Below are 17,059 nucleotides of genomic sequence, written 5' to 3'. Positions count from 1 at the left end.
GCGGTGCTTGTACGCTGTACGAATTGCCGGGACGATTTCGATCAGGAGTGACGATGACGCGGGAACTCGCGACCGACGCACCCTTCCGTCAGGTGTGTGACCTGACCGAGCTCACCACCACCGACGCCGAGACCGGCCACTACGCCGGGATCATCGCCCCCACCTGGACCATCGGTCCCAAAGTGCACGGCGGCACCATGGTCGCCGCCAGCGCCGCCGCGGCCACCCGCAGGCTCACCGAGGCCGATCCGGCCCTGGCCAGGATGGCCCCCATCGCCGCCAGCTCCGACTTCCTCGGCGCCCCCGAACCCGGTGAGGTCGAGTACGCGGTGCGCATCCGCAAGAAGGGCCGCCAGATCTGCCTGGCCGACGCCGACCTGATCCAGGACGGCCGCACCCTCGTCCGCACCGCGTTCACCTTCGGCCACCTCGACGTCGACGGCACCCGCTGGAGCGGACCCGACACCGACATGCCCGCCGAACCCACCCCCGACGCGCTCGAGTACACCCCGGATTCGCCGATGGGCCAGGTAGTGCACGTCGGTCAGGTGGCACGGGTGTTCCTCGACGCGAGCTGGGCCGACTTCCTGCAAGGACAGACCGGCCCGCCGCGGGCCCGGCTCTGGATCCGCCCGCTCGACGGCGACGAGGCCGATCCGCTGGTGCGCGCCGCCTTCGCCATGATGGCCGCCGACATGAGCCCGCCGGTGCCGATGAACCTCGGCCACTTCGGCTGGTCGCCGACCGTCCAGATGACCACCTACCTGCGTCGCATCCCGGCACCCGGCTGGCTGCGCGTGATCGCTACCGCCCGCGAAGTCGGCGAGCGGATGTTCGACGAGGACCAGCTGGTCCTCGACTCCACCGGTGCCGTTGTCGCGCAGAGCCGCCAGCTCGCGCTCATTCCGCAGCCGCGCTCCTAGCCGCCGCCCGCCCGCGATCGGTGGGCTGCGTTGGGTGGAACAGGCGGACGCGCCTAGCCTTGAACCATGACGAGAATTGCGGTGGTCGGTGGCGGTCGGATCGGTGAGGCGTTGGTGGCCGGATTGTTGGAATCCGGCCGGGCGACCAAGGATCTCGTTGTCGTCGAGCCGACCGCGGCGCGCGCGGCGACGCTGGCCGAGCGGTTCAAGATCCGGGTGACCGATTCGGTCGGCGACGCTGTCGTCGGCGCCGACATCGTGGTACTCGCGGTGAAGCCGAACGATGTCGACACGGTGCTCAACGACCTGTCCAAGTCCGAACTCGACACCGGGCGCGAGCAGATACTCGTCTCGCTGGCCGCCGGCGTCACGACCGCCAGGCTGGAGAACAGGCTGCCCGCCGGTTTCGCGGTGGTGCGGGTCATGCCGAACACCCCGATGCTGGTCGGGCAGGGCATGTGCGTGCTGACTCCGGGGCGCTACGCCGATCCCGAGCAGCTCGAGCTCGTCGGCGAGATGCTCGAAGCCGTGGGTAGGGTGGTGACGGTGACCGAATCTCAGATGGACGCGGTCACCGCGGTGTCGGGTTCGGGACCGGCGTACTTCTTCCTCGTCGTCGAGGCGATGGTGGATGCCGGCGTGAGCCTGGGGCTGACGCGCGATGTTGCCACCCAGCTGGTCAACCAGACAATGATCGGTTCGGCCGCGCTGCTGGAGGAGACTGGGCAGAGCGCGGTCGATCTGCGGGCCGCGGTCACCTCGCCCGGCGGGACGACGGCGGCGGCGCTGCGGGTGCTCGAGCGCGGCGCGCTGCGCTCGACCTTCATCGAGGCGCTGCACGCCTCGAAGCAACGCTCCGCGGAACAGGGCGCGTCGAACGAATGACAACCGGGTACCCGGGATGAAAACCGATTTCTCACACCCGTCGCAGTAATCCCACTGGTCCCGCTAAGCTCGTATAAGCACGTGCGTGTCTGTTCCGCCGGTGGGGAAGCCGGCGGCGCGGACGTGCCGGAGGTCGATGGTGCCATGATGGCTGCGAACAGAATGTCTGCAAGCAATTCACCGGCGTCGGGCGGCGGATCGGGTGCTTCCGGTCCGCGGGTCGGCTCCACCCAGGGACAACCGGTGATCGGCGGTGGCACACAATTTCTCACCGTCGCCGAAGTCGCCGATCTCATGCGGGTGTCGAAAATGACGGTGTACCGGCTCGTACACTCGGGCGAACTGCCCGCGGTGCGGGTCGGCCGATCGTTCCGGGTGCACGCCAAGGCGGTGCACGACTACCTGGAGACGTCGTACTTCGACGCGGGCTGAACTGGGCTGGTTCGCGTCGGACCCGCGGCGCCAGCCGCCAAAGATACTGCGGTTTCGTCGCCGGTGCGGTGTCCCGGTAGGATGAACCCTCGGTTCGTGTCCGCCTGCCGGTGGCACCGCTTCGTGGTGTCCGGTGCGCCCCGGCGGCGCGGACACCAGACGACGCACGCGACACCGCGTGTGCATGCCGAGTAGAGAAACGCGAGGAAACCCTATGGGTTCTGTGATCAAGAAGCGCCGCAAGCGCATGTCGAAGAAGAAGCACCGCAAGCTGCTTCGCCGCACGCGTGTCCAGCGGCGCAAACTCGGCAAGTAAGCCTGCGCGCGACCCGAGCCCGTCACCGTCGAGGTGGCGGGCTCGTGTTCTTACGCCGTCATCGTTAAAAGCTCGTAGATCGGCTCGGTGGGTGGCGCGAATGCGGCTACTCTGGTACGCGGAAACATGAGAAGCAGGGGGCTTTGAGTGGGGTCAGGTCCGGGTTCCGACACACGGGAACGACACGTACCGAAGGTAGTGCTGGTGACCGGCGCCAGCCGCTTCTTCGGTGGCAACGTCGCGTCCAGGCTCGCCGCCGAGCCGGGCGTCGAACGGGTGATCGCGGTCGACACCATGACCCCGAGCCGGGAGCTCCGCCGTCGGCTCGGCAGTGCCGAGTTCGTGCGCGCCGACATCAGGAATCCGCTGATCCGCAAGGTCGTCGAGGGCAACGACGTCGACACCGTCGTGCACGCGGCGGTGCTCACCCGCCCTCCCACCGGCGGCGGCCGCGCGGTGATGAAGGACCTCAACGTCCTCGGCACGATGCAACTGCTCGCGGTCTGCCAGAAGGCGCCGTCGGTGCGCCGCGTCGTCGTCCGGTCGTCCTCCGCGGTGTACGGCTGCAGCGCGAAGGATCCGGCGAAGTTCACCGAGGAGATGGACGCGCGCACGCCGCCGTCGGGCTGGTTCGCGCGCGACATGATCGATATCGAGGCCCTGGTGCGTGGCATGGCGCGCCGCAGGCCCGATATCTCGGCGTCCATTCTGCGTTTCGCGCCGATCGTCGGTCCACGGCTCGCCGATCGCGGCGTGCAGTATCTGCGTTCACCGATCACGCCGACCGTGCTCGGGCGCGAAGCCAGACTGCAATTGCTGCACGAGGAGGACGCGGTCGCCGTGCTCGTGCACGCGGCGTCCCGGCTGCACGGCGGCACCGTCAATGTCGCCGGTGACGGCGCGCTGGCCATGTCGCAGGCCATCCGGCGGGCCGGGCGATTCGCCACACCGGTGCCGCTGTTCGTCTTCCGTACCATCGGGCGCACGCTGATGGGCCCGGTGATGCGCGGATTCAGCAGCGAACAACCCGGATATTTCCATTTCGGTTGCGGGCTGGACACCACCCGCATGCGAACCGAACTAGGTTTCACCCCACGCTGGACCACGGTCCAGGCATTCGACGACTTCATCGCGGGCGCAGCGTTGCGGCCAGTCGTCGATCCGGCATGGATCGACGCCGCGGAAACCACACTTCTCGGCCTCGTCAAGGCCGGTTCGGGAGCGCACACATGAACGAGGGAGCGAAAGTCATTCGTCTCGACGTGAATGTCGAGACCCGACAACGACCATCAGCTCGACGCTGGCCGGAGCAACCGGCCCAGGCCACTCCGGTCACCTCGTTGAGCGATCACAGGCCGGGCATTCCGGCCATGCCGCCCAAGACCCTGTCCGATATCGTTCGCGACGCGGTCGCCGGGCAGATCGAGAACGCCGCGGAATTCGCGCGCCGCAGGCTCACCGGCGACTATCAGATCGACGAATTCGGCTACGACCAGCACCTGCTCGAATCGCTGATCCTGCCCGCGCTGCGCCCGCTGTCGGACTACTGGTTCCGGGTCGAGGCCGCGGGCATCGAGAACATCCCGACCAGCGGTGGTGCGCTGATCGTGGCCAATCACGCGGGCACGGTCCCGCTCGACGGCCTGATGCTGCAGCTGGCCATCCACGACAAGCACCCCGAGCACCGGCCGCTGCGCCTGCTCGCGGCCGACCTCATCTTCGAGCTGCCGATGCTCGGCGCGCTGGCCCGCAAGGCCGGGCACACCCTCGCCTGCCATCCCGATGCCGAACGGTTGCTGCGGTCCGGCCAGATCGCCGGGGTGTTCCCCGAGGGTTTCAAGGGCGTCGGCAAGAACTACGCCGATCGCTACAAGCTGCAGCGCTTCGGCAGGGGCGGCTTCGTGTCCGCGGCGGTGCGCGCCGGCGTGCCGATCATCCCCTGCTCGATCGTCGGTTCGGAGGAGATCTACCCCAAGCTGGCCGACATCAAGCCGCTGGCCCGCCTGCTCGGCCTGCCATACTTTCCGGTGACCCCGCTGTTCCCGCACCTCGGCCCGCTCGGCGCCATCCCATTGCCGTCCAAGTGGTACATCGAGTTCGGCGAACCGATACTCACCTCGGCATTCGACCCGGAAGACGCCGATGATCCGATGACCATGTTCGAGGTCACCGACCAGGTCCGCGAGACGATCCAGCAGACGCTCTACAAGCTGCTGGCCAAGCGCCGTAACACCGTCCTGGGCTAGCGCCGATCATCCCGGTTCGGTGAATTCGCCGAGACCGCGCAGGTCGAACGCGCTGATCACGCCATCGAGCAACCCGGCGGGCAACGCGCCTACCGGGTAGGTCAGATTCAGCCAGAGCAGCGGGAGCCCGCCCGCGGCGTCGATCAGCACCACCGGGTCGAGAAGTTCCCCGGCCAGCTCGTCCTCGGTACGGAACGCGGTGGCTCGCCAGGTGAGTCCTTCGATCGGCGCGACCAGCGGTCGCAACACCTGGGCGAGCTCACGCAGTCGCCGATGGTCCTCGGCGGTCCCGCCCGCCGGATACGTCGCGCTGACGTACTCGCGGCAGGTGCGCCGCTCAACCACGTTTGCGGGTGATGGCCGCGGCGACCGCGCCGCCCGCAGCGCCGAGCGCGAGGGCGGTGGGGACGCCGATCTTGGCCGCCTTGCGGCCGGTGCGGAAGTCACGGATCTCCCAGCCCCGGTTCTTGGCGACCTCGCGCAGGTCGGAATCGGGGTTGATGGCCACCGCGGTGCCGACCAGCGAGAGCATCGGCACGTCGTTGTGGCTGTCGGAATAGGCCGTGCAGCGCTTGAGGTTGAGGCCCTCGCGGATAGCGAGGGTGCGCACCGCGTGCGCCTTGCCGAGGCCGTGCAGGATATCGCCGACCAGCCTGCCGGTGAACGTGCCGTCGACGCTCTCGGCGACCGTGCCGAGCGCGCCGGTGAGCCCGAGCCGCTTGGCGATCACATTCGCCAGCTCCACCGGCGTCGCGGTGACCAGCCACACCTGCTGGCCCGCGTCCAGATGCATCTGCGCGAGCGCGCGGGTGCCGGGCCAGATCTTGTCGGCGATGATCTCGTCGTAGATCTCCTCACCGAGCGCGGCCAGTTCGGCGGTCGGGCGGCCCGCAATGAAGCTGAGCGCCTTCTCCCGCCCCGAGGCCATATCGGAGCTGTTCTCCTTGCCGGTGACCCGGAACTTCACCTGCTTCCAGGCGACATCGACCAGGTCGGAGGTCTTGAAGTACTTGCGCGCGGCGAGCCCACGGGCGAAGTGCACGATCGACGCGCCCTGCACCAGGGTGTTGTCGACGTCGAAGAACGCCGCCGCGGTGAGGTCGCGCGGGATCTCGGGGCCTTGGGTCTCGCCCTGCTCGGCGAGCTCGGCGTCGTGCAGGGTGAGCGCGGCGTCGGCGCTGGCCTCGCCCGCGAGGTTGGCGCGCAGCTCCTCCTCGCTCGGACCGAACGGGCTGCGCGGTAGCCGCGCGAACTGTTCCTGCAGTTCCTGGCCGAGGCGGCTGGGTTGCCACCGCGCGGGGAACTCCCCGAATCGCCCTGCGACGAATCCGGCCCTAGCCACCTTCGAACGTTCCGGCACCAGTACCCTCCGCTAGTCGCGCGAACCATGTCCACAGTAACCGGATTCACCGACAAGCCGCGGCGAGCCCGGAGGATTAAATAAGGGTCATGACGAATCCCACACCCACCGTGACCCTGCTGACCCGCGCCGGTTGCGGCCTGTGCACCGTGGCGCTCGGCCGGCTGGAGGCCATCTGCCGTGATTTCGGTCTCCCGGTGCACACCGTCGACGTCGACGACGCCGCCGCGACCGACCCGAGCCTGCGCGCCGAATACGGCGATCGGCTGCCCGTGGTCCTGTTGGACGGCCGTGAACACAGCTATTTCGACGTCGACGAGCCACGTTTGCGGGCCGACCTGAGCCGTTTCGCTGGTCGCGGCGGAAAATGAGGCCAATTTCACCGACTTTGTGAACGCCTGCACAAGCGGTTACGGTGGTGGCACGCAATCCGCACCGCCGTCCTCACGTAGCGGCGGCGAGCGGTTTTGTACCGCCCACATGGCACACCGGTCGCTCCTTCACAACACAGCGACCCACCGGTGAACGAACGACAGGAACCGGACCGGATCAGGTCCGGCACGAGGAGTCGACGACGTGACAGAGCAGCATGAGGCGCCAGGCGGCGTCTCCGGCAAGGCTCTTCAGCGGGACATTCCGCAAGCCACGGTGACTCGTCTCGCTACCTATCTCCGGGTTCTCGCCGGTTTGGCCGACGAGGGTGTTGCCATCGTATCGAGTGAGGAACTCGCTGTCGCGGCGGGTGTCAATTCGGCGAAGCTGCGCAAGGATCTTTCCTTCCTCGGACCCAACGGCGTGCGGGGTGTCGGCTATGACGTAGCCAAGTTGCGCACCAGGATCGAAGACGTGCTCGGTCTGTCGCAGGGACATCGGGTGGTACTGATCGGTGCGGGCAATCTGGGCCGCGCACTGGTCGGCTACGGCGGTTTCGGGGTACGCGGCTTCACCGTGGCCGGGATCTTCGACAACGATCCCGCGGTGATCGGCCAGTCGTACGCCGGTCTCGTCGTGCGCGATATCGAGCAGCTGTCCGCGCAGATTCCCGCGCTCGCACCGACCATCGCGGTGCTCGCCGTGCCCGACGAAGCCGCCCAGGACGTGTGCGACCGGCTCGTCGCGGCCGGTCTCCCGTCGATCCTGAGCTTCGCCCCGTGCGAACTGCGCGCGCCCGCTCATGTCGAGGTCCGCCGCGTCGACCTGGCGATGGAGCTGCAGATGCTCTCCTTCGACGCCGCCCGCAACGACGCGCCCGCGCTGCCCGAGGTCGCTCAGGCCGGTTCGGGCCGGATCGCGCGCCGGGTGCCACCGCAGAACCATCCCGCCCTCACGCACCCCGCGCCGGTCGAACCGGCGCGCGCAAGGCCGCAGCGTCGTACCGCGCCGCACACGGTCACCCCGCATACGGCAACGGAGCCAAGCACCAAGGGATCGGTGATCACACCATGAGTGTTCTTCTGGTCGGAATCTCGCACCGGAGTGCACCGGTCGCGGTGCTGGAGAAAGTCGCGATCAGCGATGCCGACCGGCCCAAGCTGGTCGATCGGCTGCTCGCCTCCAGTCACGTCTCGGAGGCGATGATCGTCTCCACCTGCAACCGCGTCGAGGTCTACGCCGTCGTCGACGCCTTCCACGGCGGGCTCGGTGAGGTCAGCGAGCTGCTCACCAAGCATTCCGGACTCCCGCTGGGCGAGCTCACCCGGCACGCCTACGTGCGCTACAGCGAGGCCGCGGCCGAGCACCTGTTCGCCGTCGCCAGCGGCCTGGACTCGATGGTCGTCGGCGAGCAGCAGGTGCTCAGCCAGATCCGCAGCGCCTATGCCAGCGCCGACGGGCAGCAGGCAGTCGGGCGAACCCTGCACGAGCTGGCCCAGCACAGCCTGCGGGTCGGCAAGCGGGTGCACTCCGAGACCGGCATCGACCGGGCCGGTGCCTCGGTGGTGTCGGTGGCGCTGGACCGGGCGCGCGGTGTGATCGGTGAACTCACCGGCCGCAGCGCGGTCGTGCTCGGCGCGGGTGCGATGGGCGGGCTCGCCGTCGCGCATCTGGCACGGGCCGGGATCGGCTCGATCACCGTCGTCAACCGCACCCTCGACCGGGCGCAGCGGCTCGCCGAGACCGGGCGCGCCATGCACGGTGTCGAGACCGCGGCCGTCGAGATGTCCGGCCTGACCGGTGCGATGGCGGGCGCGGACGTCGTCATCACCTGTACCGGCGCGGTCGGCGCGGTGGTGAACCTGGCCGACACTCACCGCGCGCTCGCCGATCGCGTCCGCACCGATGCCGCCGAACGGCCGCTGGTGTTCTGCGATCTCGGGCTGCCCCGCGATGTCGAGCACGCCGTGGCCGGGCTGCCCGGCGTCGCCGTCATCGACATCGAAACCCTGCAGCGCGATCCGGCCGCGGGCGCCGCGGCCGACGACACCGCCGCCGCCCGCCACATCGTCGCCGACGAACTGGCGAAATACCTTGCCGGGCAACGCATGGCCGAGGTCACCCCAACGGTGGCCGCCCTGCGTCAGCGCGCCGCCGACGTGGTGGAGGCCGAACTGCTCCGCCTGGATTCGCGGCTGCCCGACCTGGCCGACCCGGCCCGCGACGAGGTGGCGCGCACCGTGCGCCGCGTCGTCGACAAGCTGCTGCACGCGCCGACCGTGCGCGTCAAACAGCTGGCATCGACACCGGGTGGCGACAGCTACGCCGAGGCGCTGCGTGAGCTGTTCGAACTGAAACCCGGTGCGGTGCAAGCGGTTGCCGCTCCCATGGAGGTCGCCGCTGCCGAGGCCGCGCTGGCCGACGACTTCACCGCAGGACACCTCGGCGATGCGCAGCCCCGCATGACCGAGTCGAGGGCGCAGGAGGAATCCGCATGACCACGACAGTGCAGGAAGAGGACACCGTGACCACAGGCAGCATCCGTGCGCCGTGGCGGATCGGCACGCGCGGCAGCCTGCTCGCGCTGACGCAGGCGGGCACCATCCGGGATGCGCTGATCGCCGCGGGTCAGCCGGCCGAACTGGTCGTCGTCAAGACACCGGGCGACCTGTCCTCCGATCCGGTGCAGAAGATCGGTGTCGGCGTGTTCACCTCCGCGCTGCGCGATGAACTCGCCGTCGGCGGCATCGACATCGCGGTGCACTCCTATAAGGACCTCCCCACCGCGCAGGACCCGCGCTTCGTCATCCCCGCCATCCCGCCCCGCGAGGACCCGCGCGATGCGTTGGTCGCCCGCGACGGCCTCGTGCTCGGCGAACTGCCCGCAGGCGCCAAGGTCGGTACATCCGCGCCGCGGCGCGCCGCGCAGCTGCGCGCGCTCGGCCTCGGCCTCGACATCGTCCCGCTGCGCGGCAATATCGACTCGCGCCTGCGCAAGGTGAGCGAGGGCGAGCTCGACGCCATCGTCATCGCCAGGGCCGGGCTGTCCAGGATCGGGCGGACCGAGGCGATCACCGAATCGCTCGAGCCGGTGCAGATGCTGCCCGCCCCCTCACAGGGTGCTCTCGCGGTGGAATGTCGCGTCGAGGACGCCGACCTGATCGAGATCCTCGCCGGCCTCGACGACGCCGCGACCAGAGCGGCGGTGCTGGCCGAGCGTTCGCTGCTCGGCGAGCTCGAGGCGGGCTGTACCGCGCCGATCGGTGCCATCGCCGAGATCGTCGAGTCGATCGACGAGGACGGCCGCATCTTCGAGGAACTGTCGTTGCGGGCCTGCGCCGCCGCGATCGACGGTTCCGATGTGCTGCGCGCCTCGATCGTCGGCCCGCCACGCGATGCCGAGGAGCTCGGCCGCACGCTCGCGCGCGATCTGCTGGATCTGGGTGCTCGCGCGCTGCTGAGCACCGCGGACGAGCCGGAACCGGAGGTCGGTTCCCCCACCCAGGCGGTGAACACTCCCGCCCCAGACTTCACCAATTCCAGCCCGATGGAGAACAACCGATGAGCAGCCGAGCCACCAAGAAGCAACCAGGGCGGATCCTTTTCGTCGGATCCGGCCCCGGCGACCCGGCCCTGCTGACCGTGCGCGCACGTGAGGTGCTCGAGCGCGCGACGTTGGCGTTCACCGATCCCGATGTCGACAAGGGTGTGCTCGCCCTCATCGGCCTCGCCGTCGAGCCGGGCGCGGACGGCGAGCGTCTCGTCGACGTGCGGCCCGCCCTCGGCGAACCGGCCGAGGTGGCCAAGACGCTGATCGCCGAGGCCCGCGCGGGCCGCGACGTGGTGCGCGTCGTCGCCGGTGATCCGTTGACCACCGATTCGGTGATCAACGAGGTCAACTCCATCACCCGCTCGCACATGGTGTTCGAGGTGCTGCCCGGCCTGCCGAACGGCTCCGCCGTGCCGAGCTACGCGGGTATCGCGCTCGGTTCCGGGCACACCGAGGCCGATGTGCGAGGCGAAGTGGACTGGGCCGCCCTGGCGGCCGCCCCCGGCCCGCTGGTGCTCAGCGCAACCTCCGGGCATCTGGCCGAGACGGCGAGCGCCCTGGTGGAACATGGGCTGGCTCCGCAGACCCCGGTCGCGGTGACCGTGCGCGGCACCACCCGCCAGCAGCGCACCATCGAAGCCACCCTGGCCACCCTGAACAACGCGGCCTCCGAGCTGGTCGGCCCGCTGGTGGTGACGGTCGGCAAGGAGGTCGACAAGCGCGCGAAGATGTCGTGGTGGGAATCGCGTGCCCTCTACGGCTGGACCGTGCTGGTGCCGCGGACCAAGGATCAGGCGGGCGAGATGAGCGAGCGGCTGGTGACCCACGGCGCCATCCCGATGGAGGTGCCGACCATCGCGGTGGAGCCGCCGCGCAGCCCCGCGCAGATGGAACGCGCGGTGAAGGGGCTGGTGGACGGCCGCTATCAATGGGTGGTGTTCACCTCCACCAACGCGGTGCGCGCGGTGTGGGAGAAGTTCGCCGAGTTCGGCCTGGACGCCCGTGCGTTCTCCGGCGTGAAGATCGCCTGCGTCGGCGAGGCCACCGCGGAGAAGGTGCGCTCGTTCGGCATCAATCCTGAGCTGGTGCCGAGCGGGGAGCAGTCCTCGGAGGGCCTGCTCGCCGACTTCCCGCCCTACGACGACGTGTTCGACCCGGTGAACCGGGTGCTGCTGCCGCGCGCCGACATCGCCACCGAGACGCTGGCCGAGGGCCTGCGTGAACGCGGCTGGGAGATCGACGACGTCACCGCTTACCGGACCGTGCGCGCTTCGCCGCCGCCCGCGGAGACCCGCGAGATGATCAAGACCGGCGGGTTCGACGCGGTGCTGTTCACCTCGTCCTCCACGGTGCGCAATCTGGTCGGTATCGCGGGTAAGCCGCACGCGCGCACCATCGTCGCCTGCATCGGCCCGAAGACGGCCGAGACGGCGATCGAGTTCGGCCTGCGCGTGGACGTGCAGCCGGAGACCGCGCAGGTGGGGCCGCTGGTGGAGGCACTGGCCGAGCACGCGTCGCGCCTGCGCGCCGAGGGCCTGCTGCCGCCACCGCGGAAGAAGAGCCGCCGCAGCAGCAGCCGCTAGGCCCCACAGCCGACCCGAAGGCCCGCCCACCGTGGCGGGCCTTCGGCGTTCGGTACTCACCGGCTGTACCGCAGCAGGGTGCGGACCAGGCGGCAGGTCGCGTCGGACGGCGGGCGCAGGTCGATCTGTTCGGCGGTACGGCGGATGGTGTCGTTGGTTGCCTGGTTCGGCAGGTAGACCCCGGAATCGAGCAGCGCGATGGTCAACCGCATGGCCTTGAGTCTGCGGTTGTGCGCCACGTACCACCGGCGCGGCCGCCCGGCGGGCAACCGCTTCTTCTCCAGCGGAACATAGGCTTCGGTGATGAACCTCGACTTCGGCGATGCGGCAATGGCGTTCATGGCGTCCTCCCGTCGTGAAGGGGTCCCGCCCCCGGTTGTCGGGACCACTCGAACACGCTTTCGATTGTAGCGAGGGGTACCGACAGGTTTCGCCGTCCGCTTGCCGAAGTCGTTGAGCTCCAGAGGAATTCGATGTTATCCACGGGGTGCTCACTGCTCGCGGCCGGGTGGCTGTCGGTGGCTTGTGCGCGGCCTGGCCACTCCCGGTGTTTGCCGAATTCGAGTCGATCATCGGCGCGGTGGCCCGTGGTGCCGCCCCCGCGTAGGCGCCGCCGCGCAGGCCGATCGAGGGGCGTATCGTGCGGACTATGACCGCTTTCGACCGCCCACGGCGGTTGCGCAGGACGCCCGCATTGCGTCGGCTCGTCGCCGAGACCACGCTGGAGCCGCGGCAGCTGGTGCTGCCGATGTTCGTCGCCGACGGGATCGACGAACCGCGCGCGATCAGCTCGATGCCCGGCGTGCACCAGCATTCGCTCGATTCGCTGCGCAAGGCCGCCGTCGAGGCGGTCACCGCGGGTGTCGGGGGGCTGATGCTGTTCGGTGTGCCGCTGCCAGAGGACAAGGACGCCACCGGCAGCCAGGCAAGTGATCCGAACGGCATCCTCAATCGTGGCCTGCGCGCGCTCGCCGAGGAAGTCGGCGACGCGACCGTCGTGATGGCCGACACCTGCCTCGACGAATTCACCGATCACGGCCACTGCGGTGTGATCGGCGCCGAAGGCTCCGTCGACAACGACGCCACCCTGCATCGCTATGTCGAGATGGCACTCGCCCAGGCCGAAGCGGGCGCCGATCTGCTCGGCACCAGCGGCATGATGGACGGCCAGGTCGGTGCGATCCGGCGCGGGCTCGACGCGGTCGGCCGCACCGATACCGCCATCCTCGCCTATGCCGCGAAGTACGCCTCGGCTTTCTACGGGCCGTTCCGTGAGGCCGTCGGTTCGTCGCTGGAGGGTGATCGCCGCACCTATCAGCAGGACCCGGCCAACCGCCGCGAGTCGCTGCGCGAACTCGATCTGGATCTGGCCGAGGGCGCCGATATCGTGATGGTGAAGCCGGCGATGTCGTATCTCGACATCCTGCGCGATGTGGCCGATCGCGCCACGGTCCCGGTGGCCGCGTACCAGATCTCCGGTGAGTACGCGATGATCACCGCCGCCGCCGAGCGCGGCTGGATCGACCGCAGGGCCGCGGTCCTGGAGTCGCTGGTCGGTATCCGGCGGGCGGGCGCGGACATCGTGCTCACCTACTGGGCGACCGAGGCGGCACACTGGCTGTCGTGATCGTTCCTCCGCACAAGCCCGAAGCCCCGCCGATGCCGGAAGACATCGGCACCGCACGCCAGCTGTGGTGGGCGGTGTCCGGGCTCGGTGTCGTTTACACCTTCGCCGGTATCGCCACCATGACCGGTCAGCGCGACGAGCTGAGTAAGCAGTTCCTCGACGAGATGCACAAGACCGACCCGAGTTTTCCCGCCGCCACCGTCGATCTGATGGTGCTCGCCGCTTTCGGGCTCACCGCGGTCGTCGGGATCGCGCTGGCCGGGGTGACGCTGTTGATCGCGCGGCAACTCGGCCGCGGCAAGCCGTGGGCGCGCACGGTGCTCACCGTCGTCGCGGTCTGGTTGGGGATGGGCGCGGTGGCCACGATGTTCAGTTTCTCCGGTGACGCCGGGCTCGCCACGATGGTGGCGGGCGGCACCACGATCGTGCAGGGTGTGCTTGCGGTCGGTGCCGCGTATCTGAGTTACCGGCCGGAGTCGACCAAGTACTTTCAGCTGAACCGCAAGTGAACGCGAGGGTTGAACGCCGCCGTAAGGGGCCTCTACCGGCAGGAGTGTAAGGTGAGCATGGTCACAGCGATTTCGGGGTACTCGCTGTGGTGGAGCCGGTAGAGAACCGGTGGAGCGGAGGCAATGATGCGCGTGGTGATCGAGCAGCCACACAGCCTGCGACGCGATCTGCTGGTCATCGGTTTGGTGGTCCTGCTCGCGCTCGTCACCATCGCCCTCGTGCTGTTGCCGAGTCCGGTCGGCTGATCGCGGGCGCACCGGCGCCGCGATAACGCACATGGTGTTGTTCTCCGAGCCCGGCGCGCACTGGCGTGCCGTCGCGTACGGCCCGCTGCTCTGCGCGGGCATCCTCGCTGTCGAATGGCTCGCCAACAGCACCACGCACGCGTTCGCGCTCGGCTTCTGCGCCCTCGCTCTCGGGGGCTTCACGGTCCTGCAGGTGATCGCCGGACGCACCCACGCGCGGGTCGAACTCACCGCGTCGACGCTGCGCCAAGGTGTGGAAGTGCTCTCACTCGCCGAGATCGCGGCCGTCCTGCCACCGGAGGACGACGATGCCGCGCAGGCCAGGCCGCTCGGTGCGCTCACCGGCGTGCCACGGCGCCGCCGTGGGATCGGGCTGCGCCTGGTGGACGGCCGGATCGTGCAGGCGTGGGCGATCGACCACGCGGGCCTGCGCGCCGCGCTGACCGGTGCCCTGGCAGGATCGCAGCAATGAAACGCTGGATCATCGCGGTGCTGGTCGAACTCGGCCTCGCCGTGCTCTGCCTGGCCGGGGCGGTCTACAGCTGGACAAGAGCCCGGCGGTCCACGGAGTTCGCCACCGCCGAGGACCATCCCGCCTTCGAGGCCGTCCGGTACGTGCCGCCGCTGGTGGTGCTCGCCACGGCGCTGGTGATCCTGGCCGGGCTGCTGGTGATCGCCGCCGTCGCGCGGATCGTCGCCGGATCTGTAGCGCGCGGGCCCGCCGGGCCGATGCACTGAGGGAAGTCGAATCCCGATGTGTACGTGGGGATTCGGACCAGCTCGACCGGATCCCTGGAGGAACCCGATGACCAGAATCACCGCCGGATTTTTCACCGCCTTCGCCGCGATCGCCCTGGCTGCCGCGCCCGCCCAGGCCGCGGGTCTGCCGCTGACCCCGATGGCGGGGCCGACCGCCGACGGCTTCGCGCCGGAGACCGGCTCCAGCGGCGTCTACAACGGCATCATGTGCCAGCTGCACACCATCTCGGCCGAATTCCCCTGCATGTACACCTAACCGGCCCACTGCTGGTAGATGTCGAAGACGCGGCCGCCGCGCGTGCCCGGCGCGTTCAGGTACACGGTGACGGTGCCGTCGGGATGACTCGCCGCCTCCGTCACCACCTGGCGCAGGGTGGCGCGGACGCCGCCGTCGGCATCCCGGTACAGGTTCGTGTCGCGGTGCAGACCGGCACCGATCCGGTGCGCGGGAACGAACATCGCGGTGATCGCCGGGATCGGGCCCGCGCCGAGCGCCACCGTCTCCTCATGGCTGAGCTGGGCGCCGATCCGGTCCGGCTGCGTCTGTGGAACGAGGGCGGTGGCCTGGCCCGCCCCCAGTACCATTCCGGCCGCGACGAACCCCGTACCGAGGGCAGTGCTGGTGACGCCGAAACGCATGAAATACCCTTCCGCTGGTAGCTGATGTGGTGCCGCCCAGTGCCTGAGCAGCCCGCAGCGTAGCCGCAGGCCGGCGCACCGCGATCGAAATCGGTAGCGCGGATGGGCGGCGTGTCGGGCGTGTCGCCGGTGGGTCGCTGCGGTCTGGGTCACTGTGCTCGACCCTGTCGTCCGGCGCGCCGAGGCGAGCTGAGAGACTGGAATCCGTGAGTTCTTCCGCGCGCGCGACCAGGTCATCGGTGCCGGTTTCCGCCCAGCTCTTCGAGCGGGCCGCTTCGGTGATCCCAGGTGGTGTCAATTCCCCGGTCCGCGCGTTCAACTCGGTCGGCGGGACCCCGCGGTTCATGGCCTCCGCCACTGGCTGCACCCTCGTCGATGCCGACGGCAACGAGTACGTGGACCTGGTGTGCTCGTGGGGTCCGATGATCCTCGGGCACGCGCATCCGGCCGTCGTCGACGCGGTGCAGCGGGCCGCCACCGGTGGGCTGTCCTTCGGCGCGCCGACCGAGGCCGAGATCGAGCTCGCCGAGGCCATCGCGGCCAGGGTTGATCCGATCGAGCGGGTACGGCTGGTCAACTCCGGTACCGAGGCCACGATGAGCGCGGTCCGGCTGGCGCGCGGGTTCACCGGCCGATCCAAGATCATCAAGTTCTCCGGTTGCTACCACGGCCACGTCGACGCCCTGCTCGCCGACGCCGGCTCCGGTGTCGCCACGCTCGGTCTGCCCACTTCGCCCGGTGTCACCGGCGCGCAGGCCGCCGACACCATCGTGCTGCCCTACAACGACCTGGCCGCCGTCGCCGCCGCCTTCGAGGCGCACCAGGGCCGGATCGCCTGCGTGATCACCGAGGCGGCCGCGGGCAATATGGGCGCCGTCGCCCCGCTGCCCGGTTTCAACGAGGGCCTGCGCACGCTCGCGCACGACAACGGCGCGCTGCTGATCATGGACGAGGTGATGACCGGATTCCGGGTCAGCCCGTCCGGGTGGTACGGCCGCGACGGCGTCGCCGGTGACCTCTACACCTTCGGCAAGGTGATGAGCGGTGGCCTGCCTGCCGCCGCGTTCGGCGGTCGCGCCGAGATCATGAACAACCTCGCCCCGCTCGGCCCGGTCTACCAGGCGGGCACTCTCTCCGGTAACCCCGTCGCCGTCGCGGCCGGGCTGGCCACGCTGCGCGCCGCCGACGCCGAGGTGTACGCGGCACTCGACCGCAATGCCGACCGGCTCGGCGCGTTGCTGGCGAAAGCCCTGACCGAAGCGGGTGTCGAGCACCAGGTTCAGTTCGCAGGCAATATGGTGAGCGTGTTCTTCGCCGACCGCCCGGTGACCGACTACGCCGCCGCCAAGGCGAGTCAGACCTGGCGTTACCCCGCCTTCTTCCACGCCATGCTCGACGCGGGCGTGTACGCGCCGCCGAGCGCGTTCGAGGCCTGGTTCGTCTCCGCGGCGCTCGACGAGGACGCGTTCGACCGTATCGCCGCCGCTCTGCCCGCCGCCGCCCTAGCGGCCGCGGCCGCAACCCCCGAAGGATCGAAAGCGTGAGCTCCGACCAGCCCGACGCAGAACTCGCCGTCGACGACGCGCCGCATCCGGCGCCCGCCGCCGCACCC

The 17,059-nt window shown here is 69.6% G+C and carries 21 protein-coding genes; 17 read left to right on the top strand and 4 right to left on the bottom strand.

Annotated elements, in window-relative coordinates; genetic code table 11:
- Window positions 1-53: 53 nt before the first annotated feature.
- The 6 genes from ACFOW8_RS13870 (at window position 54) to ACFOW8_RS13845 (ending at window position 4,802) form a co-directional block, all read left to right on the top strand.
- On the top strand, window positions 54-923 hold the full coding sequence (locus tag ACFOW8_RS13870) for a thioesterase family protein (RefSeq protein ID WP_378550973.1): 870 nt from the start codon (window positions 54-56) through the stop codon (window positions 921-923).
- A gap of 66 nt (window positions 924-989) precedes the next feature.
- Window positions 990-1,808, top strand: coding sequence for a pyrroline-5-carboxylate reductase (gene proC, locus ACFOW8_RS13865; protein WP_378550971.1), 819 nt, complete (start codon window positions 990-992; stop codon window positions 1,806-1,808).
- Between the two features lie 162 nt (window positions 1,809-1,970).
- The gene (locus tag ACFOW8_RS13860; protein WP_378551193.1) at window positions 1,971-2,240 is read left to right on the top strand and encodes a helix-turn-helix domain-containing protein; all 270 of its coding nucleotides are present in this window, start codon (window positions 1,971-1,973) and stop codon (window positions 2,238-2,240) included.
- A gap of 214 nt (window positions 2,241-2,454) precedes the next feature.
- Window positions 2,455-2,556, top strand: a complete 102-nt coding sequence (locus tag ACFOW8_RS13855; RefSeq protein ID WP_003402602.1) for a 30S ribosomal protein bS22 — start codon at window positions 2,455-2,457, stop codon at window positions 2,554-2,556.
- A 198-nt stretch (window positions 2,557-2,754) separates the two neighbouring features.
- A complete protein-coding gene (locus ACFOW8_RS13850) occupies window positions 2,755-3,789 on the top strand; it encodes an NAD-dependent epimerase/dehydratase family protein (protein WP_378550964.1) in 1,035 nt (344 codons plus the stop codon).
- Complete coding sequence (locus ACFOW8_RS13845; protein ID WP_378550962.1) at window positions 3,786-4,802, top strand: lysophospholipid acyltransferase family protein; 1,017 nt, start codon at window positions 3,786-3,788, stop codon at window positions 4,800-4,802. The genes ACFOW8_RS13850 and ACFOW8_RS13845 overlap by 4 nt, the downstream gene beginning before the upstream one ends.
- A gap of 6 nt (window positions 4,803-4,808) precedes the next feature.
- Here the strand turns inward: ACFOW8_RS13845 and ACFOW8_RS13840 are convergent, their stop codons facing one another.
- Together ACFOW8_RS13840 and ACFOW8_RS13835 are read right to left on the bottom strand one after the other, a co-directional pair.
- A complete protein-coding gene (locus ACFOW8_RS13840; RefSeq protein WP_378550960.1) occupies window positions 4,809-5,147 on the bottom strand; it encodes a hypothetical protein in 339 nt (112 codons plus the stop codon).
- Complete coding sequence (locus ACFOW8_RS13835; RefSeq protein ID WP_378551192.1) at window positions 5,140-6,066, bottom strand: HAD family hydrolase; 927 nt, start codon at window positions 6,064-6,066, stop codon at window positions 5,140-5,142. The genes ACFOW8_RS13840 and ACFOW8_RS13835 overlap by 8 nt, the downstream gene beginning before the upstream one ends.
- Window positions 6,067-6,251: 185 nt before the next feature.
- Here ACFOW8_RS13835 and ACFOW8_RS13830 point away from each other — a divergent pair, with 185 nt between their 5' ends.
- The 5 genes from ACFOW8_RS13830 to ACFOW8_RS13810 all read left to right on the top strand — a co-directional run bounded on the left by ACFOW8_RS13830 (window position 6,252) and on the right by ACFOW8_RS13810 (window position 11,667).
- Complete coding sequence (locus ACFOW8_RS13830; protein WP_378550958.1) at window positions 6,252-6,533, top strand: glutaredoxin family protein; 282 nt, start codon at window positions 6,252-6,254, stop codon at window positions 6,531-6,533.
- 205 nt (window positions 6,534-6,738) lie between these two features.
- Window positions 6,739-7,608: a redox-sensing transcriptional repressor Rex gene (locus tag ACFOW8_RS13825; RefSeq protein ID WP_378550956.1), complete on the top strand. Its 870-nt coding sequence runs from the start codon at window positions 6,739-6,741 to the stop codon at window positions 7,606-7,608.
- On the top strand, window positions 7,605-9,032 hold the full coding sequence (locus tag ACFOW8_RS13820; protein ID WP_378550954.1) for a glutamyl-tRNA reductase: 1,428 nt from the start codon (window positions 7,605-7,607) through the stop codon (window positions 9,030-9,032). The genes ACFOW8_RS13825 and ACFOW8_RS13820 overlap by 4 nt, the downstream gene beginning before the upstream one ends.
- Window positions 9,029-10,099, top strand: coding sequence for a hydroxymethylbilane synthase (gene hemC / locus ACFOW8_RS13815; protein WP_378550952.1), 1,071 nt, complete (start codon window positions 9,029-9,031; stop codon window positions 10,097-10,099). The genes ACFOW8_RS13820 and hemC overlap by 4 nt, the downstream gene beginning before the upstream one ends.
- On the top strand, window positions 10,096-11,667 hold the full coding sequence (locus tag ACFOW8_RS13810) for a bifunctional uroporphyrinogen-III C-methyltransferase/uroporphyrinogen-III synthase (protein WP_378550950.1): 1,572 nt from the start codon (window positions 10,096-10,098) through the stop codon (window positions 11,665-11,667). Before hemC ends, ACFOW8_RS13810 begins: the two co-directional genes overlap by 4 nt.
- 56 nt (window positions 11,668-11,723) lie before the next feature.
- Here the strand turns inward: ACFOW8_RS13810 and ACFOW8_RS13805 are convergent, their stop codons facing one another.
- Entirely contained in the window at window positions 11,724-12,008 is a 285-nt protein-coding gene (locus tag ACFOW8_RS13805; protein WP_378550948.1) for a hypothetical protein, read from the bottom strand.
- Window positions 12,009-12,316: 308 nt separating this feature from the next.
- Here ACFOW8_RS13805 and hemB point away from each other — a divergent pair, with 308 nt between their 5' ends.
- The 5 genes from hemB to ACFOW8_RS13780 all read left to right on the top strand — a co-directional run bounded on the left by hemB (window position 12,317) and on the right by ACFOW8_RS13780 (window position 15,064).
- Window positions 12,317-13,294 carry a porphobilinogen synthase gene (gene hemB / locus ACFOW8_RS13800; protein ID WP_378550946.1) on the top strand — a complete coding sequence of 326 codons (978 nt, stop codon included), beginning with the start codon at window positions 12,317-12,319 and terminating at the stop codon, window positions 13,292-13,294.
- Window positions 13,291-13,803 carry a hypothetical protein gene (locus ACFOW8_RS13795; RefSeq protein WP_378550944.1) on the top strand — a complete coding sequence of 171 codons (513 nt, stop codon included), beginning with the start codon at window positions 13,291-13,293 and terminating at the stop codon, window positions 13,801-13,803. Before hemB ends, ACFOW8_RS13795 begins: the two co-directional genes overlap by 4 nt.
- A gap of 277 nt (window positions 13,804-14,080) precedes the next feature.
- Window positions 14,081-14,521, top strand: a complete 441-nt coding sequence (locus ACFOW8_RS13790) for a hypothetical protein (protein WP_378550942.1) — start codon at window positions 14,081-14,083, stop codon at window positions 14,519-14,521.
- Entirely contained in the window at window positions 14,518-14,787 is a 270-nt protein-coding gene (locus tag ACFOW8_RS13785; protein ID WP_378550940.1) for a hypothetical protein, read from the top strand. Before ACFOW8_RS13790 ends, ACFOW8_RS13785 begins: the two co-directional genes overlap by 4 nt.
- 67 nt (window positions 14,788-14,854) lie before the next feature.
- Complete coding sequence (locus ACFOW8_RS13780; protein ID WP_378550938.1) at window positions 14,855-15,064, top strand: hypothetical protein; 210 nt, start codon at window positions 14,855-14,857, stop codon at window positions 15,062-15,064.
- Here the strand turns inward: ACFOW8_RS13780 and ACFOW8_RS13775 are convergent.
- Window positions 15,061-15,447, bottom strand: coding sequence for a hypothetical protein (locus tag ACFOW8_RS13775; protein WP_378550936.1), 387 nt, complete (start codon window positions 15,445-15,447; stop codon window positions 15,061-15,063). The genes ACFOW8_RS13780 and ACFOW8_RS13775 overlap by 4 nt on opposite strands.
- A gap of 206 nt (window positions 15,448-15,653) precedes the next feature.
- Here ACFOW8_RS13775 and hemL point away from each other — a divergent pair, with 206 nt between their 5' ends.
- Window positions 15,654-16,991, top strand: a complete 1,338-nt coding sequence (hemL, locus tag ACFOW8_RS13770; protein ID WP_378550934.1) for a glutamate-1-semialdehyde 2,1-aminomutase — start codon at window positions 15,654-15,656, stop codon at window positions 16,989-16,991.
- The last annotated feature ends 68 nt before the right edge of the window (window positions 16,992-17,059 follow it).

It is taken from the genome of Nocardia rhizosphaerae, from assembly GCF_042650365.1.
GTDB classification, from domain to species: domain Bacteria; phylum Actinomycetota; class Actinomycetes; order Mycobacteriales; family Mycobacteriaceae; genus Nocardia; species Nocardia rhizosphaerae.
Note: the sequence above shows the minus strand (reverse complement) of the source record. Positions and strands in the feature narration are given on the sequence as shown.

Coding starts and splice junctions, on each gene's coding strand:
- ACFOW8_RS13870 (WP_378550973.1), top strand. CDS start 54: ATGACGCGGGAACTCGCGACCGACGCACCCTTCCGTCAGGTGTGTGAC.
- proC (WP_378550971.1), top strand. CDS start 990: ATGACGAGAATTGCGGTGGTCGGTGGCGGTCGGATCGGTGAGGCGTTG.
- ACFOW8_RS13860 (WP_378551193.1), top strand. CDS start 1,971: ATGTCTGCAAGCAATTCACCGGCGTCGGGCGGCGGATCGGGTGCTTCC.
- ACFOW8_RS13855 (WP_003402602.1), top strand. CDS start 2,455: ATGGGTTCTGTGATCAAGAAGCGCCGCAAGCGCATGTCGAAGAAGAAG.
- ACFOW8_RS13845 (WP_378550962.1), top strand. CDS start 3,786: ATGAACGAGGGAGCGAAAGTCATTCGTCTCGACGTGAATGTCGAGACC.
- ACFOW8_RS13830 (WP_378550958.1), top strand. CDS start 6,252: ATGACGAATCCCACACCCACCGTGACCCTGCTGACCCGCGCCGGTTGC.
- ACFOW8_RS13820 (WP_378550954.1), top strand. CDS start 7,605: ATGAGTGTTCTTCTGGTCGGAATCTCGCACCGGAGTGCACCGGTCGCG.
- hemC (WP_378550952.1), top strand. CDS start 9,029: ATGACCACGACAGTGCAGGAAGAGGACACCGTGACCACAGGCAGCATC.
- ACFOW8_RS13810 (WP_378550950.1), top strand. CDS start 10,096: ATGAGCAGCCGAGCCACCAAGAAGCAACCAGGGCGGATCCTTTTCGTC.
- ACFOW8_RS13805 (WP_378550948.1), bottom strand. CDS start 12,008: ATGAACGCCATTGCCGCATCGCCGAAGTCGAGGTTCATCACCGAAGCC.
- hemB (WP_378550946.1), top strand. CDS start 12,317: ATGACCGCTTTCGACCGCCCACGGCGGTTGCGCAGGACGCCCGCATTG.
- ACFOW8_RS13790 (WP_378550942.1), top strand. CDS start 14,081: ATGGTGTTGTTCTCCGAGCCCGGCGCGCACTGGCGTGCCGTCGCGTAC.
- ACFOW8_RS13785 (WP_378550940.1), top strand. CDS start 14,518: ATGAAACGCTGGATCATCGCGGTGCTGGTCGAACTCGGCCTCGCCGTG.
- ACFOW8_RS13780 (WP_378550938.1), top strand. CDS start 14,855: ATGACCAGAATCACCGCCGGATTTTTCACCGCCTTCGCCGCGATCGCC.
- ACFOW8_RS13775 (WP_378550936.1), bottom strand. CDS start 15,447: ATGCGTTTCGGCGTCACCAGCACTGCCCTCGGTACGGGGTTCGTCGCG.